Origin of the sequence: Streptomyces sp. NPDC001750 (assembly GCF_042892615.1) — a bacterium.
In the GTDB taxonomy this organism is placed as follows: Bacteria; Actinomycetota; Actinomycetes; order Streptomycetales; family Streptomycetaceae; genus Streptomyces.
This window is the reverse complement of sequence record NZ_JBIAUE010000031.1, coordinates 30,747-52,953: the sequence shown is the minus strand read 5'-3', so window position 1 is coordinate 52,953 and position 22,207 is coordinate 30,747. Positions and strand designations below refer to the sequence as shown.

Here is a 22,207-nt window from a genome sequence, read left to right as displayed (position 1 = left end):
CTCGGGCGAGAGATACAGCGGGAGGGGTTCAATGATGGATCAGCTTGAGCAGACCGTCGGCCTCGTCCGCGACGTCATGGGGTCGGAGCTCCTGGGGACGTACCTCCACGGATCCGCCGTGCTTGGGGGTCTCGCCCCGGCCAGCGACCTGGACGTTCTGGCGGTCACACGGCGGAGTCTTGAAGAGCCGAAGCGGCGGGCGCTTGTCGAGAGCTTGCTGGAGATCTCCGGCCTCACGCCCTCCGTCCGGCCGGTTGAACTCACTGTGGTTGTCCAGTCCGAAGTCCGACCGTGGCGGTTCCCGCCGACCGGGGACTTCCTCTACGGCGAGTGGCTGCGCGACGAATTCCAGACGGGCGGGTCTCCGCGGCCCGGCCCGTTGCCGGACCTGGCCTTGGTTCTCACGGTGGCCCTGGCAGGTGACCACCCCCTGACCGGGCCGCCTCCCGCCGAACTCCTGGATCCGGTACCGTACACCGATCTCGTCCGGGCGAGCGTCGGGGGAATCCCCGAACTCCTGGCCGACCTGGACGACGACACCCGCAACGTCCTGCTCACCCTCGCCCGCGCCTGGACCACCCTCGCCACGGGCGAGATCAAAACCAAGGACGCCGCCGCCGACTGGGCCATGGCCCACCTGCCCCCAGAACACCGCCCTGTCCTGGAGCACGCCAGAAACTTGTACCTCACCTGCCACTATCAGGACGAGGTCTGGAGCGAGGAGTTGAAGGCCCAGGTGCGCCCGCACGTGGCCGATGTCCTCACCCGCATCGACCACCTGCGCCGACTAGCCTGAACCGCTCCTACGGTGCTGTCCGCCGCGAACCGCGCCGTCGCCCTCGGCGCCGCCGCCGACGACAAAGCCACCCAGGCCGCCCTCGACAGCGACAACCCCCGCTGGATCACCGAGGACACCACCGCCGGCGCCCTGACCCGCAACATCGAATCCGCTTCGGGCGACCTCGCCACCACCACCAAAACCGGCGACACAATCCTCCAGCTCACCAACATCCACGGCGACAATTGCACTCCAGCTCTCGCTGGACACCAGCAAGGCCCCCGTTGCCTTGGACTACGACGAGTACGGCAACCCGCGGGCCGGCCAGGCCGCTACCCGTTACAACTGGCTCGGCGCCAAACAACGCTGCACCGAGATCCGCCGTCGCGTCGAACAGCTCCGGGACCAGCAGCGAAGCCACCCGCCACAGCCTGCAGAACAACCGCCCGGCGACTCGCCCAGCAGCGTCGTCCGCACCTCACCGCCCAACTCACCGCACTCAAACGACGCCACCACGACGAAGTCCAAGCCCCGCGGCAGGCCATCGAAACGGCCCAGAGCGAGAACCCCGAACTGCGACGCCGCCTCGGCCCCCGGCACACCGCCCACCCCGAGACCTCCTGACATCGCTCTCGTGCGGAGGCACGGCCTCAGTGGGGCGCCGTGACCGCAGCGTCCCGGATCCGCTCGATCTCAGCAGCCGGAAATGGTGTTTGCTTACTTTCGGTGAGCAGGCGTCGGCGGAACTCGCCCATGACGATGGCGGTCCGGGCATGCCGGTCGATGATCGCCGCGATCTCAGGCCGGACCGCCTCAGGGTGTTGGCCAGTCACCCACTCGCGCAGAAACTCCTCGTGTTCCGAGCCGCCACGCACGCGCTCGGGCAAGTGGTGGCGGAGGAGATGCCTCGCGGTGTGGCAGTGGTCGTAGGCGAGATGGTTTGAGAGGAACTCGACCTCGATCGCTGACAGTTCGAAGCTGGAGCTCAGGGCGAGTCCGAAGTCCGCGAAGTAGAGCAGCCGGCCGTCGGTCAGGACATTGGCGAAGTGGGCGTCGAAGTGGACCAGCCCGTGCGAGCTCATGAAGGCGGTCCCCCTCGCCAGAGCCTCCTCCACCCACGGATAGGGCGAGCCCTCCTCGCTCTCCACCACACCTTCCCGGCGGCCGTCCAGCCACGCGGCGAGCGTCTGCGGCACGTGTTCCAGGAAGAGCACCAGGCTGGACGAAGACCGGCCGATGGCCTCCAGACGCTCGCGCACTGCCGATGAGCCCTCCCAGTGTGCGACCGCCCCCTCGATGCCCCCGAACTCGTCGGCGAACCCCTCGGGAGCGGAGTCGGGCAGGATCCGCCAGTGGTACATCAGCGGAAAGCCCTCGTACTCATTCCCAAGGACCCAGTGAGTCGTCATTGTGTGCACAGCCAGCTCCCGCCAGGCCCCGAACCCCGACGATCCCACCCCGTACTGGTAGAACATCGGCAGTCCGAAGAGATTCGCCGTCGACCGCACGTTCTCCGGTCGCAACTCCAGCTCCGTCAAGGGGACCCGCTTGACGAACACGCGTGTCCCGTCGATGTCCAGCTCCGCCAACCGGCCCCCGATGCCCGACCCGAGTGGGCTGGCAGCAGCCACGACCTCGCCGAGCCGACGGTCGCTCAGCAGGGACAGGCGCGTGGCCACGGCCCCATAAGTAGCGAGCCGCCCGGCATACCGCGGGTCTGGGTGCTGCATCGTGGAGGACTCCTCGGTGCCCCGAACCGGGGCGTCGGTGATCTCGCGAACGTGATCGACCATATCCGCCGGGGCCTTCCCGGCAAGCCCTCGCAGCCGCCCAAGAGTGACGGCCCCGGCTCTGCCTCGGCCCTCGGCACCGGCGGTTGGGAGCTGTCCTGCCGCCTGGACGGCTCCTTTCTCGTTGAGCACCCAGCACCCGGCCTGGGCATGGAGGGCGTGCACGAGGATTCCCACCACGCGGAGCAGGCAGCCGGCGATGTGGAAGGCGTCGCCCCGAGTCACGCCTTTGCGGGCGATGGACAAGGTGAACGGCACCTCCCATCTCGCGTTGACGACCAGCGACTCACGGAGCGGCTGCGGGTAGGAAGTCCTGATCTGCTCCCGCAAAGTAGCCAGTTCACCGGTGGGGTCCACGAGGATGCGTCCGAGGGCCACCTCACCGGTGTAGGCGTGCGAGTAGCCCCGAGCGGGTGGCCTGCCTGGGTGCCTACCTCGAAGTGCCCGGCCTGGCACTGCTGCCAGATCCGGTGCAAGCTGGTCCAGATCACGGTAGATCCAGTCGATGTGTATCCCTTCGACAGTCAGCCGACCGCCGCCATCGACCCACGGCCCCCGGCCGCCCGGCTCGGTCACCTCGACTGCGCCGCCGGTCAGCTCGGTGGCGAGCAGGCGCAGGGCGGCGGTGTCCAGCGGAGGGCGGTAATAGAGGCCGAGATCGGAGTCGGAGTCGGAGTCGGAGTCGGAGTCGGGCCACGACATCACACAGACCCTAGCCCTTTCCTCGGAGCGGACCTCACGATGCGTCGTGTACAAGGATGCGTGTGCCGCCGGGCTGCCCGCGTCGCTTTTCGTATGGGGTATAGGCATCGGTGTCGTAGCGCTCGCGGTCGCGTTGGCCGCACCAGCCGTGCGAGTTCGGCGCGTGGCAGTCGCTGCACAGGTGCTTGCCGAGTGCCTGGCGTTGCTCGTCATCGTCACCCACGTATGACCGTGACCGCCTCGTGGCATGGCGGGCCTGCGTCCATGGCTTCTGCTCGGCAGCCCGCGCCCCGCCCCTGCCCCAAGCAAGGTGGGCGGGGGCGGGCGCGGCGCTCCTCGGGGGTTCGGAGCGGGGGCGGACAGGGCGCGGCGAAGGGCGGGCGGCTCGTGGCGAGGGGGCCGCCTTTGGGTTTGCGACGGTTTCGCTCAGGCAGCGTGGCGGGTCTTGTGGCGGCGTACCGCGACCGCGGTGCCGCCGCCGGCGACGATCAGCGCGGCGGCCACGCCGGCGATCGCCGTGGTGTTGTCGTTCGTACCGGTCTCGGCGAGGTCGGAGCCCTTGGCCGCAGTCGACGGAGCGCTGTTGGTCTTCATGGTCTTGTCGATCCAGCCCGCGTAGGCGGGCGCGCTGGTGTAGAGGCCGGGGCCCTGCGAGCACGGAACCTTCGGGGCGCCGGGCCCCGAGGTGACGCCGATCAGCTCCCAGCGCCCGTGCCGGCCCTTTTGGACTTGCGGTCCGCCGGAGTCCCCGAAGCACGCCATGGCCTTGGGCACGGTGGTGATCGTGCACAGCCGGGTCCGGTCCGCGTAGCCGGGCGCGCACTCCGACTCGGCGCCCCTGCGGGTGTTCAGCTCCTGCAGCCGGTCCGGGAACTCGAACTCGGTGTCGACGGTGGTACCGAAGCCCAGGAGCCGGGTCGGCGTACCGGGGGGCCCTGCCTGCTCGGCGATCTTGATGGGTTGCTGGGCGACCGGGCGGTCCAGGCGTATCAGCGCGATGTCGTTCTTGTTGGCGGCCTTGTTGTCGCCGTTTCACATAGCCGGGGTGGACGAAGGTCCGGTCGATCTTCCGGACGGTGCCGCCGGACTTGCGGTGGTCGCTGCCGACCCGCACGATGCCGTCCAGCTTGATGCCGTCGACCTTCAGGCAGTGAGCCGCCGTCAGCACCCACTGCCGATCGATCAGCGACGCCCCACAGTTCCCGTCGACCAGACCCTGGTCCGGGGCCGACTCCGGGATTGTCGCCATGAACGGATAGCTCTCGGTGGAGTCCGACCCATTGACGATGGCTCCGGCGCTACCGGCCATGACAGTGACGCAGGCCATAGCGGCGAGAACGCCGACTGCAGCGGTGCGGGCGGTACGGCGGCGCGGCGACTTGAAGCTGAACACAGAGGGTTCCCTTTTGCTTGGTGGATCCGTATGCATTCAGCCTCGTTGTTAGAAACCTGCCGCACTATCCGGGCAACGGGTCGGTCGATGGTATGGCCAGCCCCCGCTCGCGAGCGCCTTCGCCTCGGCAGGGGCCGTGAGCCTGGATGGCTTGATCAGCACCTGGCCGACGATGCGACGGGGTCTCTGCGAGAGATCCTTCTTGAGCATCCCCCACGCCAGGTGCCTCCGGCCTCGGAGCCCAGCTTGGCCGTGGTAACTCGGTGGTGGCTCAGAGCCTCAGCGACTACCGGGGCAGGCATCTCCAGGACGTGCTACCGGATCGCGGCGGTGCGGCCAGCGGTGGTGGGGATGCCGATGTCGTTGAGAAGCGCCGCCAGGACGTCGAGGTGGAGCGGTTGCCCGGTTCGGCGGCCGGGAAACAGCCACCGGCGGGCTGGCACCCGGGGATCGGGGCGAGGCGGCGCGTAAGCAAGCAGTGGCAGGCTTGGAGGTGTATGAGGCCGATGATGGTGGTGCCGCCGCAGGCCACCGCTGATGCCGCTGCCCGAGGAACCGTTCGAGACAGGACGGTTGTTCACTCCGCGGGTCGACCGCTACGGCCAGATTTCTGTCCGCACCAACCGCTACTCGGTCCCGATCCGGCTGATCGGCAAACGCGTGCGGGTCGTGCTGCACGCCTCTCATCTGGTGGTTTACGACCAGAACGTGGAAGTGGCCCGGCACGAGCGGCTGATCGCGAAGGGCGCCGTTCGTCTGGACCTGGACCACTACCTGGAAGTCCTGGTCCGCAAGCCCGGTGCCTTCCCCGGTTCCACAGCGCTCGAACAGGCCCGTTCAGCAGGCAGGTTCACCCCGGTCCACGACGCCTGGTGGGACCAGGCTCGCAAGATTCATGGTGAGCGGGACGGAACCCGGGCCCTGATCGAGGTCCTCTTGCTGGGGCGTCATCTGCCCCACGAGCATGTCGTCGCCGGCCTAGCCGCAGCTCTGCGGGCTGGCGCCATGACCGCGGACGCGGTCGCTCTAGAGGCCCGCAAGGCCGCCCAGGCCGAGAACGAACCCACCCCAGAGACCGACCGGCTGGCTTCCGGCAACCCGTCGGCGACGGTTACCTCCCTGCACGAATGGCGACTCGCGCACCTTCCGCCGGACACCAGGCCGCTGCCCTCGGTGACCCCCTACGACCAACTGCTCCGACGCCGCCGCACCAGCGGCGGTGACCAACGTGAGGGAGAAGCACAGTGACCCTGCCCCGCCAGCGAGGCTTGACCGAGCAGGCCGCCGACGCCGCCATCGACAGCGCCTGCCGCCTGCTGCGGCTGCCCTCGATCCGCAACGAGTTCTCCGACATCGCCGAGCGGGCGCTCAAGGACCAGATGAGCTACCGCGGGTTCCTCGCAGAGCTGCTGATGGCCGAGTGCGACGACCGGGCCCGCCGCCGCTCGGAGCGGCGAATCAAGGCGGCAAGCTTCCCGCGGGAGAAGTCGCTGCGGGCGTTCGACTTCGACGCCAACCCGAACATCGACGCCGCGACCATCCACACCCTCGCCAGCTGCGAGTGGATCAAGAAGAGCCAGCCGCTCTGCCTGATCGGCGACTCCGGCACCGGCAAGTCACACATGCTCATCGCCCTGGGCACCGAGGCCGCCATGAAGGGCTACCGCGTCCGCTACACCCTCGCCACGAAACTGGTGAACGAGCTCGTCGAGGCCGCCGACGAGAAGCAGCTGAACAAAACCATCGCCCGCTACGGCCGCGTCGATCTTTTGTGCATTGACGAACTCGGCTACATGGAACTGGACCGCCACGGCGCCGAACTCCTCTTCCAGGTCTTGACCGAACGCGAGGAGAAGAACAGCGTCGCCATCGCCTCCAACGAGTCCTTCGGCGGCTGGACCAAGACCTTCACCGACCCCCGCCTCTGCGCGGCCATCGTCGACCGCCTCACCTTCAACGGCACCATCATCGAGACCGGCACCGACTCCTACCGCCTCGCCAGCACCCGCGCACGAGCCGAAGAACCTGCCAAGGCCGACTGACCTCTGCCGCTACGTCTCGATGGTCCGCCGCCCTCACGAGCGGCGGACCATCCCCGCTCAGCCCGCCAAAGTGCCCTGGTGAAAGTACATGCACCAGCCCGTTTCCGTCATACGCCACAGGGAGCTTCGCCATACTCGGCCCCGGACTCCTATCTCTGACCCACGGTGCAAAGCAGGCCGCCGGGCCCCTGATGGTCCCGGCGAAGCGGGCCCGGCGGGACTCCGAGCGGGATAGAGGCCGGAATGTGCTGCGGCAGCCTGCTGGGCGCCGTGGTGGGTGTTACTTGAGGTGTCCGAGGGCCTTGGCGCGGCCCTGTGCCCAGCCGGCGAGGAGGACACCGATGGCGAGGGCAGCGATGTAAACGCACAGGGCGCCCGGAAACGGCAATCCGCTGAGCACCCCACCGTTGTCGTGATCGATGAGCAGCCGGATCGCGGCTTGGCCGCTGAAGACTACTAAAGCCATTCCGATGATAAGCAGAACGACGAACTTCATGATACCCCCTCAGTTTTTCACAATGCACTTGCATTGTAATAGACTGCCGATGGCGATGCAATGCGAACGCATTGGCTTGCCAGGGAGGATGCATGCCGAAGATCGTTGACCACGAGGAGCGCCGACACCGCCTGGCCGAAGCCGTCTGGACGCTGACGCTCCGCGACGGACTGGAGGGTGTGACGCTTCGCAAGGTCGCGGTGGAGGCCGGGGTATCCATGGGCCAGGTGCAGCACTACTACGCCACCCGGGAGGACCTGGTCCGTGACGCGATCGACCGCGCCGTGCGGGCACTGAACGCCCGGATTGAGGCATCCATCAAGGCAACAGACCCGGCGAGCGCGGAGACGATGCTCCGTGAATGCCTGCGCGCGATGCTCGCCCGTGACCCGGAAAGCCTGCGCCTACTCCAGCTGTCAGTCGCGGTCGTCGGAAGGGCGATCTCGGATCCGGCAATGGCCGGCGTGCTGGCGCCAGGTAGCGGCGAGCTTCTGGACTTCACCGCGGGACTCATCGCCGCAGCCCGGCAGGAACAGGGCGCGCCAGCACGGGGCAACGGCCTGATCGACGCCGACATCTGTTGGAATCTGGCCACAAGCCTGGGGGTCGACGTCGCCCTGGGGCAGCGTTCTCCCGACGAAGCACTCAGGGTGCTGGACTATCACCTGGACAACCTCCTGGGCTGACCACCACCTCGCCCAGCGCATCACGCGGCGACACCGTGTTTCGTAGGTGGTCGCTCATAAAACAGCGAATCGACGTCGCATTCCAGCGCCTGTCAGACGCACCGAGCTCGGTGGACTCGGGGTCGAGAAGCCGCAGCTCCGCCTCTCGTCGGCCATGCACGAACCCTACGGACGCCCCCATCCCGTCACAGCGAATAGTTGACGCGGCCCTGGGAGCAACCGGCAGTGCCATCACTTCTCGTCAACAATCCGAGTTGGGTTGATCACCGACTGCCTTCGGAACCCGTGCACAAGTGCTGTCACTACACATCGATGAAGCCACTCGTTTCAGCACCCCACAGGTTTTGAGAGGTGTTCTGCGAGTGGCGACCAGGGGGAACGCAAGCGGCCCTGGCCTCGTCCGGTGCCTCTCTCAAATGCTCATTTCTGCAAACACGGGTGTGCTGCCTCTCTGGAGTCACGCTGGTGCATATCGTGACGGAGCACGTGATCGACACAGCGGCGCTGGCAGGTGGCATGGTGAACGCATCCGAGATCGACTACGAGGCTGTTTTCCAGGCGCTGCCGCGCGCGGTGGCCTTGTTCAAAACGGACCTGGTGTACGCCGATGTCAATGAGGCGTTCCTGCGCAGCATGGGGCGTGCCCGTGACCAGGTGGTGGGCCGTTACCTGTGCGCCATGAGGCGCCTTGTCGTATCCCCGATTCAGTCGGGATGAACTCAGAGGGAGGTTCTTGGGTCTGATGGCTTACCCGATCCGGAAACGGTGATAGGGACCAGAGCATGCCAGGAAATCGATGACCGGGCTTAGGTATCAAAGACGGGGTATCGAGGGACCCGCGTGACACGGTGAAAGCTGAATTGCCTGAACCCTAATTCCCAGGAGACTGAAGGTCGAGTCCGCCGGAAAGATGCCTGAAACCGACGCCGCACCCTGCGACGGCTTTGTGGAATGGCCGACGCAACCTCTGGAGTGCGGAGCGATGCCCAGCGAGGGCATTCAAGGGAATGAGTGGGGCACCTACATCACGCTAGGAAGTACGACAAGGACGAACATGGGATCGCCTACGGGAAGAGATCTTCCTATGGCGACGGAGGCCCCGTAGTAGTCGCCGGAGTAACGACCGGCCAAGGAGGACGGGAAAGCCGTCCACACTGGGCGAAGGGGGCCAGGTGATCGGACACTCAAGACTTGAGAGGTATGCGAAATGCAGAGTGCCGAAACGGTGCTGGGTGTCCTCCGTGAACGCGGCAGGCGCGGCCTGCCGTGCAATGAAATATATCGACAGCTCTTCAATCCGCGGCTGTATCTCCTGGCTTACGGACGTCTGTACCCCAACAAGGGAGCGACGACGCCCGGAGCCACTGGGGAGACCGTGGACGGCATGTCGCTGGGCAAGATCGAGCACGTCATCGACGCGCTGCGCCACGAGCGCTACAGATGGAGCCCAGCTCGCAGGGTCTACATCCCGAAAGGGCGGGGCAGCACGAAACTGCGTCCGCTCGGCCTGCCTCCGTGGAGTGACAAGCTCGTCGGCGAGGTAATCCGTCTGCTCCTGGAGGCGTATTACGAGCCCACGTTCTCTCGCTCCTCTCACGGTTTCCGTCCCCGTCGGGGCTGTCACACCGCACTGCGCGATGTGGCCAATACCTGGACGGGAACGATCTGGCTTGTCGAGGGTGACATCACGCAGTGTTTCGACCGGCTTGACCATTCAGTCATGCTGCGAATCCTGGGTGAGAGAATCCACGACAACCGGTTCCTTCGGCTCGTGCACAACATGCTCAAGGCCGGATACTTGGAGGACTGGGTCTGGAACGCCACGCAGCGGGAGTCCGCAGGGCGGGGTTGTTTCACCGATCTTGTCGAATATCTATCTGCACAAGTTGGACGAGTACGTCGAGAACGTTCTGATTCCGGAATACACCCGTGGGAGAGTCAGGAAGCCGAACCAAGCCTTCTTCAAGGTCTGGAACGCGATGCGTCGCGCACGCAAGCGCGGTAACCGCACCGAGATGCGGGAACTTCGCAAGCAACTCCGCAGCATGCCCAGCATGGATACTCAGGATCCCGGCTACCGGCGGCTTCGGTATGTGCGTTACGCCGATGACACTCTGCTCGGGTTCGCCGGACCAAAGGCAGAGGCTGAGGCAATCAAACAGCGTCTGGCGCAATTCCTGCGTGACGAACTCAAGTTGGAACTGTCGCCAGAAAAGACGCTCATCACGCACGCCCGCACCCAGGCGGCGAGGTTCCTCGGCTACGACATCACCGTGCACCACAACGACCGCAAGGTCACCGGTGGACGGCGCTCCGTCAATGGGGTCATCAGACTGCGTGTCCCCCGTTCGGTGGTATCTGCCAAGCAAGCCCAGTACATGAAGCGCGGCAAACCCGCGCGTCGGCCCGAACTGCTGAACCAGGACGACCACGTCATCCTCAGCACCTACGGGTCGGAGTACCGCGGCATCGTCCAGTACTACCTGCTGGCCGGCGACGTCTTTCGACTCGCCCGGCTGCAATGGGTCATGGAGACCTCGATGCTGACGACGCTCGCCAACAAGCACCGCTCGACGGTTTCGAAGATGGCCCGCAAGTACACGGCCACCATCGAAACACCGCACGGGCCACGCAAGTGCTTCGAGGCCCGCGTCGAACGCACCGGCAGGAAGCCACTGGTCGGAAGGTTCGGCGGGATCCCGCTGCGACGGGACAAGAAGACGGTCATCACCGACCGTCGGCTGGCCCCGGTCAACACCAAACGCAAGGAGCTGGTCACCCGACTCCTCGCCGGACGATGCGAGTCCTGCGGGCGGATCGACGAGGTGGAAGTGCACCACGTCGCCAAGCTCGCCGACCTCGGACGACCGGGAATCCGGCCGCCATGGGCAGATCTCATGGCCGCACGACACCGTAAATCCCTTGTGGTCTGCGGAAGTTGTCACACGGACATCCATGGAAAACGTTCCGTCCCAGCACTCACGGAGTAGTCACTGGAGAGCGACGTGCGGCGAAAGTCGCATGCGTCGTTCGGGCTGGGGGCCGTGGGAAAAGGACCTGCTCAGCAGGCACCTCGCCGACGGCCCACCAGTACCATGATGCGTTCCCGGACGATCCGAAGAACCCCGCGGTAACCGGCATGCGCAAGCTGCAGGCGTCGTTGCGGTGGGTGGCCGCCACCGGTGAGCGCGACGCCATGACGCTTCACCGCTACGACGTGGAGTACCCGGACCGGCCCGGGGTGTGGGAGGAGCGGTACTGGAGCCCGGTCAACGTCCCCGTCTTCGACCCGGATGGGCGGGTGGCGCTGCTGCTGCACCTGGAGGAGGACATCACCGAGCTCGTCCGTACCCGAGGTGGCAAGGACCGGGCTTCAGCGCTGGAAGCCGAGCTGTACACCAAGGCCCGGGAGTTGCAGGAGGTCAACGAACGGCTGCGCGAGGCGCACGCCAGCGAACATGAAGTCGCTCTGAGCCTGCAGGAGGCGATGCTTCCCACCCCTGCGCCTTTGAGGCATCACCATGCAGCAGTGCGCTACCGCCCGGCTGCCGGAGCGTTGAATGTGTGCGGGGACTGGTACGACCTCGTCGAACTGCTCGACGGCCGTATCGCGGTGGCCGTCGGCGACGTCGTCGGCTGCGGCCTGGCCGCCGCCTGCGTCATGGGCCAGCTGCGCAGTGCCCTCGGCGCCGCTTCCCACATCGCCGACGGCCCCGCCCAGGCCCTGGAAGCTCTTGGTCTGTACGCCCGGTCGGTCGACGGTGCGGAGTCGACGACAGCGGTCCTGTGCGTCATCGACGGCATCAACCGCGCCATCGCCTACAGCAGCGCAGGCCACCCTCCACCGGCACTGCTGCACCCCGACGGCACCGTGGAATTCCTCGACCAGGCCACCGACCCCCCTCTCGGCGCCCGCCCCGAGCACAGGCCCCGTCCCCAGGCCGAGGCCCCGTTTACGGAGGGGGCCACCCTTGTGCTGTATACCGATGGGCTGATCGAACGCCGTCGCGAGGACATCGACGTCGGCCTGAACCGGCTTGCCAACTCCCTCGCCGACCACCGGGGCACCGACCCCGAAACGCTTGCTGACGCCCTCCTGGACGACCTGACCCCATCTGCCGGTACCACCGACGACACCGCCCTGGTCGTGATCCGTCTGTGACAGCGGCGGCCTCCACGGTGCTCACCGTCAGGTCGGCCCCGGTTCGGGTAGTTCGAACCGGGGCCGGCTTGTGCGTTCCTCAACGTTCCTGGAAAGCTGTTCCCGAAGACGTGCTGCCTCGACCACTGAACTCATGGCCCCGGGCCGCCGATTCACGCCGTCTTTCCCAGAGCGGCCGGCGCCGCGTTCTCGCAGGGCGCTGTCCCGGCCCTCTCGGCACGGGCCCGCCACTGGGCGGCCTGGATGCTGTCTTCGAGGGTGCCGTCGGGCCGGGTGCGGCGCTGCCGGGCCTGGGCCTGGGTCTGGAGGATTTCCTCCGGGGCGGCGATCCCGGTTGTACGCCTCTTCGGGTTCGCGGCGTTGGTGGAGGGCCGCGGTCTGGCGGTCGGCGGCCTCGCGGATGAGGGGTGCGAGTCCGGTCTCGCGGGTGCCTCCGCCGGCGTGGTGGGCGGCGAGGGCCTCCTGGAAGCCCGGCGGGGCCATGTCGCGGGTCTTCACCGGCACCTCGGGCGCGGCTGCGGCCGTCGGGGCGGTGACCGTCTCGCGGGACGCCGGGGGCGTGCTGCCCGAGGCCGGGACGCGGGCAGTGCGGACCGACTGGGTGCCGACCGCGTCGTTCGCCGCGGTGACGATCCGGGAGCTGAGCAGCTTGGAGCTGGGTGGCGTACGCGGGCGAGGCCGAGGTCGTCATGTGGCAGGGCGAGAACCTGGTGCAGCTGTGTCAGGCCTGCTCGCTGAAGTCCCCCATGCCGCGGTCGTTGAGGAAGACCGTCCCGTGTCGAAGGCGACGCGTACGACGTCGGCACCCTCAGCCGCGTGGTCGACGCGGGGCATGGCTCTGACGTCCGCGTCCTCGCGGGCTTGTTCCGGGTGGTGTCATCGCCCAGGTCCCGCGGTCATCTTCCGCAACGTCAGCCGGACAGCGAAGATGCGTCGGCCCCACGCCACCACCGCGATCGAAGTACTGAAAGGCCGCACCCGCGCGGGAGGCCCGCATGCCGGCGACGATCTGGACCGGCGCCATCAGCTTCGGCCTGGTCGCTTCTCCCCTACCTCCGCCCGGCCAGGGGGCCGGGCGGAGGACCCGTGTCGTACCTCCCTGGTATTCATGTCTCATGAGCCAGTTCCACGACTTCAACCTCAAGCTGCTCGTCATCGAGGAGCTCATGTACGGCCCCGAGCCGCTCCTCCCGGTCTACGACCTGCCCGCGCGGCTGGCCGAGCGGGGGATCGGCGACCCCGCGTCCTACGTCCTGGAGAACGGCCTCCACGCGGAGGTGCTGCCGGAATCCCGGGCCCATTTCGAGTCCCTGGAGATCCCGGCCGAGCTGCTCGCCCGCGTCGAGGAGCTGTGCTTCGACGCCGGGGCGGACGTCTTCCGGCACTGCGCCCCCGCCTGGGACGGCGAGGACGACCTGTTCGACGTCCGCTCGCTCGACGACCTCGCCCTGCTGCCCAACCTGCGGGAGGTCACCTTCGTCGAGGACGGCGTCCTGGCGGTACCGGACGCGGCGGAGGTCTTCGCCGCGCGCGGCATCGACACCGACTGAGCCCCGGCATCCATCCGTCCCCCGCCGCCCCGGCCGCCCCGGCCGGGGAAGGCCGCGCACCGCCGTCACACGGACGCCTCAAGCGCCTACGGCTGCTCCGGCGCCCCCGGCCGCTGGCCGGGTCGGCTCAATGGGGCTGCCGACGCCCCGGCCGACTCAACGTCCGCGAGATGAAGCCCCGCAAGAACGCGGCGGGGAAGACCCCGGCGAAGGAGTGGGCGAAGCCCAAGCAGGTCCAAGCCTCCGGCGGGGGGGCCGGCCTTCTCGACGGTCGTGCTGAACGGTGCCTCGTGCATCGACGGCGTCTCCGCCCAGGGGCTGGCTACACGCCAGCCGCCCTGCTTCCAGGACCCGGGTGGCGACGTCGGGGTCGAACGACTCGTCGGGGCCGGTGCCGGTGCAGTAGCCGAGCGGGCCGCGGGCGGGGTCTCGCCGTTCATGACGCCTTGGAGAGCCGGGGTGCGGCCGACGACGCTCCTTCCGGGCAAACCTTGTCGGTCACGGCACTGGTGCCGCTCCCGGCAACGTTTGCCCCGTCGCACCGTCCGGCACGCACGCTCGCGGCGTTGGCCGAGACCCCACGTAGCCCGCTACGAGGGCTTTCGGCCGCCTTGCGATCGCACGCACCGGACGACGCTCCTTCCGGGCAAACCTTGTCGGTCACGGCACTAGCACAGGCGATCGGCCTGGTGCGGGGCTTCGGAGGAAGATCCTCGATCGCTGCCGGGCAGGGCTACCGTCTGCCGCATGCCGGTGGAGTTTTGACTGATGAACAGGCCGAGGCGTACGGGACGTTCACCGAGGTGCCCACCCGCCCGGAACTGGAGCGGTTCTTCTTCCTCGACGATGACGACCGCGGCCTGATCGCCCTGCGTCGTACGGACGCACATCGCCTGGGCATGGTGTCGACGCTGCCCGCAGATCGTGACGAAGCAGTTTGCGCCCTCTGCCGAAATGCTGCGTATTGTGAATGAGACCGATCCCCTCCGGCGGCCTCCATGTGCCAGTGAACCCACACGGCCGAGCTGGCGCAAGCCGAAGCTGTCGGCGGTCGACGAAGACTGGGCATGCCACGTTCGGCCTCCGACGGCTTCGGCTCCACGGCCAATGCAATGGGCCGTCAGTTGCACTACATGAGAACTCTTTCGCACACGCACTGTTCGTCCTGGTATCCGCACAGCCACCCCCAACTGCTGGACCCAGGCAAATCCCGGACAACTGGATCGTCCTGGTCGGTGATCCACCTCTGCTTGCTGGTGTCCCAGACATGATCTTTCACGACGACTGACACGTTGTTCACCGGCTGCCCAAGCTCTCTAAGCGTGCCTGTGGGGTTCGCGAGGAATTTCGGGAACTCCTCTTGGTCGAACTTGAGGTAGAACACAGGCGGCAGATAGCCATCACCGTTCTCCGGCTGCAGTTTCACGATCTCAGGCAATGGAGCCACTCCTTATGTGAAGACTCGGCGTCTTTCTCGCTGACACCTTCCTCGCAGGGTTCGCGCACTATCAGATTTCATCCTCCTGCGCGGGCATTCCAGCGGTTGAAGTGCAGTCCGCCCCTGGCCGGAGTACACGAAGCGACCTGTCGGTCCTGAACTCCGCAGCTTCCTGGACGGCGCTCCCGCCCCAGCCCAGACATCGTGAACCGGCCGCTTCACCGGATCATGCGGTCCGCTCCAACCACGGGACGGCCCTGGCGGTATCGGCGCTCTCAGCCCAGGCCCCGCTCAGAACGTGGCCTCGCCGGCGCCCATTACTCCTCCTGCGCCACCGCGATTCCGATCGGCCCCCGGCCACCGCATCACCTCTTCCACCGCGTCGCGAGGACAGTCGACGTTGCCGAACGGCACCTCACGCAGCGACGGCGCGAGATCGAGCTCCGCGACCTCGTCGAGGACGGCTCTTCGCACCGAGTCCCCGATCCTCTCCAGCACCTCGTGCGGCAGGGCGCCATGGACGGAAACACGCAGTCCTTACTTTGGCCAGGGTCCTTCCATTCCCGGGGGACGGTCGACCGGTCACCGACGACGCTGTCACCGGGCCGCTGTCGGGGCGACCGCTGCTGGCCGATTGGAGTGAAACGGCCCGCGTCGGGCCCGCGGCCTCGTCGTTTCGGGCGTACGTCGACGCGCCGCGCCTCGAAGGTTTGTGCACGCTTGACTGGGGTCCGGAAGCAGCGCGCAGCGTCGACCAAGCCGGTCCGCCGGCCCCGACCGACCACCGCACCGACGGGAGCACAGCATGACCGGGACCCCCGAGCCCTTCGACGAGACCGCGGGGACGCCATCCTTGCCAGGCTGTGCCGAGGACGCGATCGGTGCCCTGAAGCAGATGTTCGTGGACCTGACCCAGGGCGCGCGGATGGCCCGCGGCCAGGACCCTGTCAAGCGGCCGGTGTTCCTCAAGCCGCACGGCATCGCCCGCGGCACGCTCACAGTCGCCGACGACCTGCCGCCCGAGATGCGCGTCGGCTTCCTGGAGAACGCCCGTACTCAGGCCGGCGGCCTGAATGCCTGGGTACGGTTCTCCAGCGACACCGTGCCGGGCCTTCCCGACCTGAAGACCACACTCGGCATCGGCCTCAAGCTGTTCGGAGTGCCCGGCCCGAAGCTGCTGGAGGGCTACACCGAGGCCGGCACCCAGGACCTGCTGCTGCAGAACCACGACGTCTTCTTCGTCGACACCGCCCAGGACATGTGCGAGTTCACCAAGGCCGGTGTCATCGACGGCAGTTACGAAAAGTACTTGGAGACCCACCCCGTCACCCGCGAAATCCTCGACGCGATGGCCAAGTTCGAGCCGAGCGTGCTCACCGCCACCTACTGGGGCGTGCTCCCCTACGCCTTCGGACCCGAGCGCTTCGTCAAGTACAAGCTGGTGCCCGCGGGTTGCGAGCCCGGTGACCCGGCCGCCACGCCGCCCGACGAGAACCCCACCTATCTCGGCGCCGACCTGGCCCACCGGCTCGCGGCCGGTCCGGCCGTCTTCGATCTGATGCTCCAGTTCCGCACCGACGACGAGACGATGCCGCTGGACATGGCGACCGTGCGCTGGAAGGAGTCCGAGAGCGTTCCCGTGAAGGTGGCCCGGCTGACCCTCCAGCAGCAGGACATCACCGCCCGCGGCCAGGCCGCCTATGGCGAGAACCTCGCCCTCAACCCCTGGCACAGCCTCGCGGAGCACCGCCCGATCGGCAGCATCGCCGACGTGCGCAGGGCGGTGTACCTGGCCTCGGCCGAACAACGTCGCGATGTAAACGGCGTCCCGACAGCCGAGCCCGGCCCCGCCCGCCCGCAGATCACCCCACCGGCGGCCCGCGACACCCGAATCGTCCGTGCCGCCGTGCACCCGGCCATCGGTGTGGCCCGGGTCGGCGACAGCATGATGGACGACTTCGTCCTCGCCCCCGAGGTCGACGAGCCGTCCCCGCTGCCCGCCGGGAGCTACAAGGACGTCACCGGCGCCCTGAAGCGCCAGGCCGTGCGGTTCCGGGTCTACGGCTACAACGCCGCCGGCGAGCCGGTCGCCGAACTGACCGCCGACAACGCCGACCTGCGCTGGACCGTGCACATCGCCAACTCGAAGGCGGCCTGGTACCAGTTCCAGATCGCCCTCGACATCCCGGAGGCGGGCCAGGCCGACAACAGCAACCTGCGCAACCCCACGATTCCGGCCGCCCAGCGCGACCACCTCCTGACCATCGACCCCGGCCCCCGCTCGGTACGCGGCCGTAACCGTTCCGCCCCCGAGCACCGCTTCGACACCGGCACCTTCATGGGCAAACCCGTCTACCTCGGCGAGCTGCGCACCGATGACAACGGCCGGCTGATCTTCCTCGGCGGCCGCGGCGCCTCGGCCTCGGCGACCAGCACCCCCGCCGACACCTTCGCCAACAATGACGGCTGGCACGACGACGTCTCCGACGGCCCGGTCACCGCCGAGGTGAGCATCGGCGGACGGCCGATCCCGGTCGAACCGGCCTGGGTGGTGACCGCACCGCCCAACTACGCGCCAGAACTCACCTCGGTGCGCACAATGTATGACCTGGTGCGGGACGCCTTCGTGGCCGAGGGCCGCCTCCCCGAACCGCAGCAGGTGTCGTTCACCCGCGACATCCTGCCCGTGCTGCGCCGCCTGTGCGATCTGCAGTGGGTCAACAAGGGACTGGCCACCCAGTTCGGCTTCGGCGGACGCGAGGACCTCCTCGCCCCCGCCAGAATCGCCGAGCTGGCGGATCCCTCACCGGTCCAGCGGGAGCTCCGTCGGCAGATCTGGCTCGCCGTCCGCAACTACGACCGCGACAGCATGTCACCGGTGCCCTGGCCGACGGTCTACGGCGACGCGATGAACGTGCCGCCCCAGTCCGTACGGCAGCATGTGACGCTCTCCGCGCTCCAGTACCGGCTCCTCAAGCGGTGGGCCGGCGGGGACTTCGTCAACGACTACGACCCGCACGCCGCACTGCCCGCCACCCTCGACGACATCCCGTTCCCCGACCAGCCCGCGACCCTCGACCGGGCGGCCCTGTCGTTCTGCCTCGCCGACGCCTTCCACCCCGGCTGCGAGCTCACCTGGCCGATGCGCCACACCACCTTGTACACCAGCCCGTTCCGGATCCGTCACCGCGATCCGCTCACGCCCACGCCCTCCTACGGCCCGAAGCTCACCCCGGAGATCGCGCTCTCCTTCGACGGCCCGCTCTACGCCCAGGCGCCGGGTGACCTGACCCGGTGGATGGCCGTGCCCTGGCAGACCGACACCGCGAGCTGCCGTGCCGGCTACGAGTACGGCTCCGGCCTTGGCCCCTACGACCCGTTCCTGCCCACCTTCTGGCCGGCCCGGGTACCCAACCACGTGCTCGCCGAGGAGGACTACGACGTCGTGGTCGACACCTCCCGCCCGATCGCCGATCGCCTGACCGCGTTCCAGACCCGGCGCACCTGGCTCCGCTGGCTGCCCCGCGACTACACGGCCGCCATCAACGCGATGGTGCAGGACTTCGGCAAGCTCGGGGTGGTCGAGCGCCGCCCCGGGCCCACCGACGATCCCCGTCTCCCGGCCGAGCTCCTGGTGGAGTCCGAGGTGAGCTTCCCGCCCGAGCCCGCACCGCCGGCCGGGCGCAATCTGATCACCGTGCACGTGGACCGCGGCGCCGACCCGGTCCTGGGCGCGGCCGCCCTGGCCACCGCGGTCACCGTGGCGGACGCTCCCGACGAGGAGGTCTCGGCCGGGTTCATCGACAAGGTCAAGCGCTTCCGGTCGAGCCGGTGACCCCTGCCCCGCCCCATCGCGTGCGCCTGTCCGGGCCCGTCGACGCCGTCGTGGCGGGCGGTGGTCCGGCCGGCGCTGTGGCGGCGCTCGTCCTGGCCCGGGCCGGCCACCGCGTCCAGTTGCTGGACGACGGCGGCCGAGCCCCGCCACGCGCCGCGCCCTGCGGCCGACCCGTGTTCAAGATCGGGGAGTTCCTGCCGCCCATTGCCCGGCCGCTGCTGAGCGACCTCGGGCTGCTGGACGGCTTCCTGGACTCCGGCCACCCCGTCTCCACCGGCACCTACGCCGCCTGGGGGTCGGCGACGCTGCACGGTCGCAGCCACCTGTTCGACCCGTACGGGCACGGCTGGCATCTCGACCGGCTCCGCTTCGACGCCCTTCTGCGGGATGCGGCCGTCGCGGCCGGCGCCGAACTGCGGCAGGCCACCGCACTGGACCGGCTCGACGACCGCCTGATCGTCCGCGAGCGGAGCACCGGCGCCGTGGTGGAGCTGTCCACCCGCTGGACGGTCGACGCCACCGGCCGACGCTGTGTCATCGGCCGCCGCCACGGCCACCGCCGGCGGCAGGACCGGCTCGTAGCCGCGTACGTCGTGTTCCCCGACCGCTGCCCGGCGGAACCGGCAGCCCGAGCGGACGCCGAGGCCCGCACCTTGGTGGAGGCGGCTCCGAGCGGCTGGTGGTACACCACCCGGATCCCGGCCGGGCGCCTGGTCGCCCACCTGACGGACGCCGACCTCGCCGACCCGTCGCTGCGCACCCCGCAGGGTTTCTGGCACGCGCTCAGCCGCACCGTCCATGTCCGGTGTCGCCTGGCCGGGCACGGTCCGGCCGTGACTCCCGTACCGTGCTGGGCACCTGCGCACGGCCTGCGGCTCACGCCTACGGCCGGGCCCGGCTGGGTGGCGGCCGGGGACGCTGCCCTCGCCTTCGACCCGCTCTCCTCGCAGGGCATCCTCACCGCGCTGCACACTGGTGCCCGCGCCGGACAGACCGTGGCCGACTGCCTCGCCGACGGACAGCGCACGAGCGCCGCGCTCGCCGACTACACGGCGTTCCTGGATGGGATCGCGGCGGCCTACCGAAAAAACCATGCGTACGCATACGACCAGGAGCAACGCTGGCCCCTGAGCCCCTTCTGGGATCGCCGACGAGCGGGCGGACAGCCTCCGCCCCGCATAGCCTGAAAGCGCCGGAACATCCCCGACACCCCGAACAGCTTCGTCGGATTCGACGTGGGCGCCCCTCAGCCGAGGCTGCCGATGGCCGCCGGCCCGGGTGCAGTGGCACGATGGGCGCGCCTGCCACCTCGCCCACATCCACAGCCACCCGGCACCGGCCGGAACCACGCATACCGCGGAGCCGGTCGCATACGTCCTGGTCCCGGCCCGGGCGACCGCGAAAGCCCTGGCCGCGGAATTCGCCCGCTACCTCGGCGTCCCCGTCACCCGCCGGGCAACCCAGGCCCAGATCACCGACACCGTCTGCCACACCCACGACAAGGCCGGGGTGCGCCTGGTACTCATCGACGAGATCCACCGGCTCAACCCTCGTACCGCCACCGGCGCCGAAACCGCCGACCTGCTGAAAGACCTCACCGAACGCATCCAGGCGGCGTTCGTGTACGCGGACATCGACGTCCTCACGACCGCCTTGTTCAGCGATGTGCGTGGGGCTCGGCTCGCCGCACGCGCGAGTCCGGTGGAGTGCGGTGCGTTCCCGGCGCGGCTCGGGGAACACGAGCCGTTCAAGGAGCTGATCACGACCAGGCAAGCCGCGCTCGATCTCCGCGCGCACCGGCCAGGGACGCTCCCCCGCCACGCTTCCCGCCTTCACCAGCGGACCGCGGGCCGGATCGGAAGTCCGACCCGGCTCCTACGCCGCGCCTCGATCACCACGATGCTCGACGACAGCGAACGCATCACGAAGACCAGCCTCGACCGGATCCATACAACCAGGCCCTGGTCCCGGCCCAATACGGTCCTCAGGAGCTCTCCACGAAGCGCGCACCCGGTCCGGGCGTACGGCAAATGTCGTCCGGGGTGAGGTGGCTGTGCCCGGCAGTGCACTCGAGGACGATCCTGACGGGCTCGTCGCATGAGCTCGCATCGTGGACGGGCCGGTGGCGGACGATGACCGACGGCCCCTGCGGGTCGGCAAAGTACGTGTCGCCCCATTCGAGGAGCGCCACGAGCGTGGGTCGCAACGCGCGGCCCTGCTCGGTGAGCTCGTAGGCGAAGCGCTGCCGGTCTCCGGGCTCCTGGTACGGCACGCGGCGCATCACTCCCGCGGCCACCAGGGTGTCGAGCCGAGTCGCCAGGAGATTTCTGGCGATCTTGAGGCGGGAGTGGAACTCCCCGAACCGGCTCGCGCCGTCCAGCGCTTCACGCACGATCAACAGCGACCAGCGCTCCCCCACTACCGAGAGGGCGCGTGCCACCGAGCAGTTCCCTGGGTCGATTCGCCGCGTCTCCATGGGACGAGTATACGGACCTGAGTTTACAAGCTGAACTTAGCCCGCATAGACTCCGACCTGAGTTGAAGAAGTAAACCCAGAAGGAGCCGACCATGCCCATGCTCGACGTGTACATTCCCGACGGTGCTCTCCAGCCGGACGCCGAGGCGGCGCTGCTGAACCGCATCACCGAGATCCTCATCCGCAACGAGGGATTCGACCCCGCCGACCCGGTGAGCCGTTCCGTCTCCTGGCTCTGGCTGCACCGACCGGCCGGCGTCTACGTCGGCGGAGAACTCGTGGACGCACCTCGCTACAAGGTCGTCCCGTCCGTCCCCGAGGGCCAGCTCGATGAGCAGAAGCGTGCGGGCGTCATCGCCGAGGTCACCGAGGCGATCCTCGATGCCGAGAACGGCGCCTGGCCGCGTGACGCCGGCCGGATCTGGGTGTTTCCTACCGAGATACCCGAGGGCCACTGGGGCGGCTGGGGCCGGATCAGGCCGCTCGCGACGATCCTCGCCCGGCTCAGCGGTGGTGACACCGAGCGGGCCCGTACGCTCGCGCGTGAGCGGATCGCCGCCAGCCGAGCCGAACACACCCGCCTGCCCCGATGAGCGGTGAACGAACTGGGAAGCGATGCGGCCGGTAGCACAGCCGGGCAAAGCAACCCCTCCATCGCGAGTCGGCTTCCGGCAGGGCGGCCAGGTGTGCGACTCCCCGCCGACCAGGCGCGGGCGGAACGGGAACGTGAAGCCGAGGAAGCCGTCGGGCAACGTACCTCCCCGCTGTTCCGGCCGGTCGGCGAAGGGCCGACCGGCCGCTTCACACGCCGACCGAAACCGCACTCAACCGAGGGGAACAGTCACGCGGTGGATGTGTT

At 68.4% G+C, this 22,207-nt stretch carries 17 protein-coding genes and 5 pseudogenes; 14 read left to right on the top strand and 8 right to left on the bottom strand.

Annotated elements, in window-relative coordinates:
- Positions 1–31: 31 nt before the first annotated feature.
- Complete coding sequence (locus tag ACFYY6_RS32500; protein ID WP_389196978.1) at positions 32–796, top strand: aminoglycoside adenylyltransferase family protein; 765 nt, start codon at positions 32–34, stop codon at positions 794–796.
- 84 nt (positions 797–880) lie between these two features.
- A pseudogene (locus tag ACFYY6_RS32495) lies at positions 881–1,154 on the top strand (hypothetical protein); the annotation flags it as partial.
- A 274-nt stretch (positions 1,155–1,428) separates the two neighbouring features.
- Here ACFYY6_RS32495 and ACFYY6_RS32490 read toward each other — a convergent pair.
- From ACFYY6_RS32490 to ACFYY6_RS32475, 4 genes and pseudogenes are all read right to left on the bottom strand, one after another.
- Positions 1,429–2,508 (bottom strand): protein kinase family protein, encoded by a 1,080-nt coding sequence (locus ACFYY6_RS32490; RefSeq protein WP_388651767.1) that lies wholly within the window; start codon positions 2,506–2,508, stop codon positions 1,429–1,431.
- Between the two features lie 796 nt (positions 2,509–3,304).
- Complete coding sequence (locus ACFYY6_RS32485; RefSeq protein WP_386609608.1) at positions 3,305–3,493, bottom strand: hypothetical protein; 189 nt, start codon at positions 3,491–3,493, stop codon at positions 3,305–3,307.
- A gap of 203 nt (positions 3,494–3,696) precedes the next feature.
- Positions 3,697–3,864: an LAETG motif-containing sortase-dependent surface protein gene (locus ACFYY6_RS32480; RefSeq protein WP_389196976.1), complete on the bottom strand. Its 168-nt coding sequence runs from the start codon at positions 3,862–3,864 to the stop codon at positions 3,697–3,699.
- Positions 3,862–4,699 (bottom strand): annotated as a pseudogene (locus tag ACFYY6_RS32475) (S1 family peptidase); the annotation flags it as partial. The gene ACFYY6_RS32480 and the pseudogene ACFYY6_RS32475, both read right to left, overlap by 3 nt.
- Positions 4,700–5,200: 501 nt before the next feature.
- Here ACFYY6_RS32475 and ACFYY6_RS32470 point away from each other — a divergent pair.
- Positions 5,201–5,911 carry a hypothetical protein gene (locus ACFYY6_RS32470; RefSeq protein WP_389196960.1) on the top strand — a complete coding sequence of 237 codons (711 nt, stop codon included), beginning with the start codon at positions 5,201–5,203 and terminating at the stop codon, positions 5,909–5,911.
- Positions 5,908–6,705 (top strand): IS21-like element helper ATPase IstB, encoded by a 798-nt coding sequence (istB, locus tag ACFYY6_RS32465; RefSeq protein ID WP_389196958.1) that lies wholly within the window; start codon positions 5,908–5,910, stop codon positions 6,703–6,705. Before ACFYY6_RS32470 ends, istB begins: the two co-directional genes overlap by 4 nt.
- A gap of 280 nt (positions 6,706–6,985) precedes the next feature.
- Here istB and ACFYY6_RS32460 read toward each other — a convergent pair whose 3' ends face one another.
- The gene (locus ACFYY6_RS32460; RefSeq protein ID WP_351521646.1) at positions 6,986–7,201 is read right to left on the bottom strand and encodes a hypothetical protein; all 216 of its coding nucleotides are present in this window, start codon (positions 7,199–7,201) and stop codon (positions 6,986–6,988) included.
- Between the two features lie 92 nt (positions 7,202–7,293).
- Between ACFYY6_RS32460 and ACFYY6_RS32455 the strand changes: the two genes are divergently transcribed.
- From ACFYY6_RS32455 to ACFYY6_RS32430, 6 genes and pseudogenes are all read left to right on the top strand, one after another.
- A complete protein-coding gene (locus ACFYY6_RS32455) occupies positions 7,294–7,887 on the top strand; it encodes a TetR/AcrR family transcriptional regulator (RefSeq protein ID WP_351521647.1) in 594 nt (197 codons plus the stop codon).
- 474 nt (positions 7,888–8,361) lie between these two features.
- Positions 8,362–8,604: a hypothetical protein gene (locus ACFYY6_RS32450; protein ID WP_389196956.1), complete on the top strand. Its 243-nt coding sequence runs from the start codon at positions 8,362–8,364 to the stop codon at positions 8,602–8,604.
- Positions 8,605–9,094: 490 nt separating this feature from the next.
- Positions 9,095–10,877, top strand: a pseudogene (locus ACFYY6_RS32445) (reverse transcriptase domain-containing protein).
- Between the two features lie 107 nt (positions 10,878–10,984).
- A pseudogene (locus ACFYY6_RS32440) lies at positions 10,985–12,049 on the top strand (PP2C family protein-serine/threonine phosphatase); the annotation flags it as partial.
- A 1,115-nt stretch (positions 12,050–13,164) separates the two neighbouring features.
- Positions 13,165–13,599 (top strand): DUF6892 domain-containing protein, encoded by a 435-nt coding sequence (locus tag ACFYY6_RS32435; RefSeq protein ID WP_351633377.1) that lies wholly within the window; start codon positions 13,165–13,167, stop codon positions 13,597–13,599.
- A 747-nt stretch (positions 13,600–14,346) separates the two neighbouring features.
- Positions 14,347–14,498 (top strand): annotated as a pseudogene (locus ACFYY6_RS32430) (DUF4158 domain-containing protein); the annotation flags it as partial.
- A gap of 230 nt (positions 14,499–14,728) precedes the next feature.
- Here ACFYY6_RS32430 and ACFYY6_RS32425 read toward each other — a convergent pair.
- Both ACFYY6_RS32425 and ACFYY6_RS32420 read right to left on the bottom strand, forming a co-directional pair.
- Positions 14,729–15,037, bottom strand: coding sequence for a hypothetical protein (locus ACFYY6_RS32425; protein WP_351633371.1), 309 nt, complete (start codon positions 15,035–15,037; stop codon positions 14,729–14,731).
- A gap of 291 nt (positions 15,038–15,328) precedes the next feature.
- Positions 15,329–15,511 carry a hypothetical protein gene (locus ACFYY6_RS32420; RefSeq protein WP_389196954.1) on the bottom strand — a complete coding sequence of 61 codons (183 nt, stop codon included), beginning with the start codon at positions 15,509–15,511 and terminating at the stop codon, positions 15,329–15,331.
- A 331-nt stretch (positions 15,512–15,842) separates the two neighbouring features.
- Between ACFYY6_RS32420 and ACFYY6_RS32415 the strand changes: the two genes are divergently transcribed.
- From ACFYY6_RS32415 to ACFYY6_RS32405, 3 genes are all read left to right on the top strand, one after another.
- Complete coding sequence (locus tag ACFYY6_RS32415) at positions 15,843–18,872, top strand: LodA/GoxA family CTQ-dependent oxidase (RefSeq protein ID WP_389196952.1); 3,030 nt, start codon at positions 15,843–15,845, stop codon at positions 18,870–18,872.
- The gene (locus tag ACFYY6_RS32410) at positions 18,869–20,059 is read left to right on the top strand and encodes a tryptophan 7-halogenase (protein ID WP_351521656.1); all 1,191 of its coding nucleotides are present in this window, start codon (positions 18,869–18,871) and stop codon (positions 20,057–20,059) included. Before ACFYY6_RS32415 ends, ACFYY6_RS32410 begins: the two co-directional genes overlap by 4 nt.
- 91 nt (positions 20,060–20,150) lie before the next feature.
- Positions 20,151–20,918: a TniB family NTP-binding protein gene (locus ACFYY6_RS32405; protein WP_386609602.1), complete on the top strand. Its 768-nt coding sequence runs from the start codon at positions 20,151–20,153 to the stop codon at positions 20,916–20,918.
- Here the strand turns inward: ACFYY6_RS32405 and ACFYY6_RS32400 are convergent.
- On the bottom strand, positions 20,857–21,348 hold the full coding sequence (locus ACFYY6_RS32400; RefSeq protein WP_351521659.1) for a helix-turn-helix domain-containing protein: 492 nt from the start codon (positions 21,346–21,348) through the stop codon (positions 20,857–20,859). The two genes, ACFYY6_RS32405 and ACFYY6_RS32400, sit on opposite strands and share 62 nt — an antisense overlap.
- A gap of 92 nt (positions 21,349–21,440) precedes the next feature.
- Here ACFYY6_RS32400 and ACFYY6_RS32395 point away from each other — a divergent pair, with 92 nt between their 5' ends.
- A complete protein-coding gene (locus ACFYY6_RS32395; RefSeq protein WP_351521660.1) occupies positions 21,441–21,941 on the top strand; it encodes a hypothetical protein in 501 nt (166 codons plus the stop codon).
- Positions 21,942–22,207 lie beyond the last annotated feature (266 nt).

Coding starts and splice junctions, on each gene's coding strand:
- ACFYY6_RS32500 (WP_389196978.1), top strand. CDS start 32: ATGATGGATCAGCTTGAGCAGACCGTCGGCCTCGTCCGCGACGTCATG.
- ACFYY6_RS32490 (WP_388651767.1), bottom strand. CDS start 2,508: ATGCAGCACCCAGACCCGCGGTATGCCGGGCGGCTCGCTACTTATGGG.
- ACFYY6_RS32480 (WP_389196976.1), bottom strand. CDS start 3,864: ATGAAGACCAACAGCGCTCCGTCGACTGCGGCCAAGGGCTCCGACCTC.
- ACFYY6_RS32470 (WP_389196960.1), top strand. CDS start 5,201: ATGCCGCTGCCCGAGGAACCGTTCGAGACAGGACGGTTGTTCACTCCG.
- ACFYY6_RS32460 (WP_351521646.1), bottom strand. CDS start 7,201: ATGAAGTTCGTCGTTCTGCTTATCATCGGAATGGCTTTAGTAGTCTTC.
- ACFYY6_RS32455 (WP_351521647.1), top strand. CDS start 7,294: ATGCCGAAGATCGTTGACCACGAGGAGCGCCGACACCGCCTGGCCGAA.
- ACFYY6_RS32435 (WP_351633377.1), top strand. CDS start 13,165: ATGAGCCAGTTCCACGACTTCAACCTCAAGCTGCTCGTCATCGAGGAG.
- ACFYY6_RS32415 (WP_389196952.1), top strand. CDS start 15,843: ATGACCGGGACCCCCGAGCCCTTCGACGAGACCGCGGGGACGCCATCC.
- ACFYY6_RS32400 (WP_351521659.1), bottom strand. CDS start 21,348: ATGGAGACGCGGCGAATCGACCCAGGGAACTGCTCGGTGGCACGCGCC.
- ACFYY6_RS32395 (WP_351521660.1), top strand. CDS start 21,441: ATGCCCATGCTCGACGTGTACATTCCCGACGGTGCTCTCCAGCCGGAC.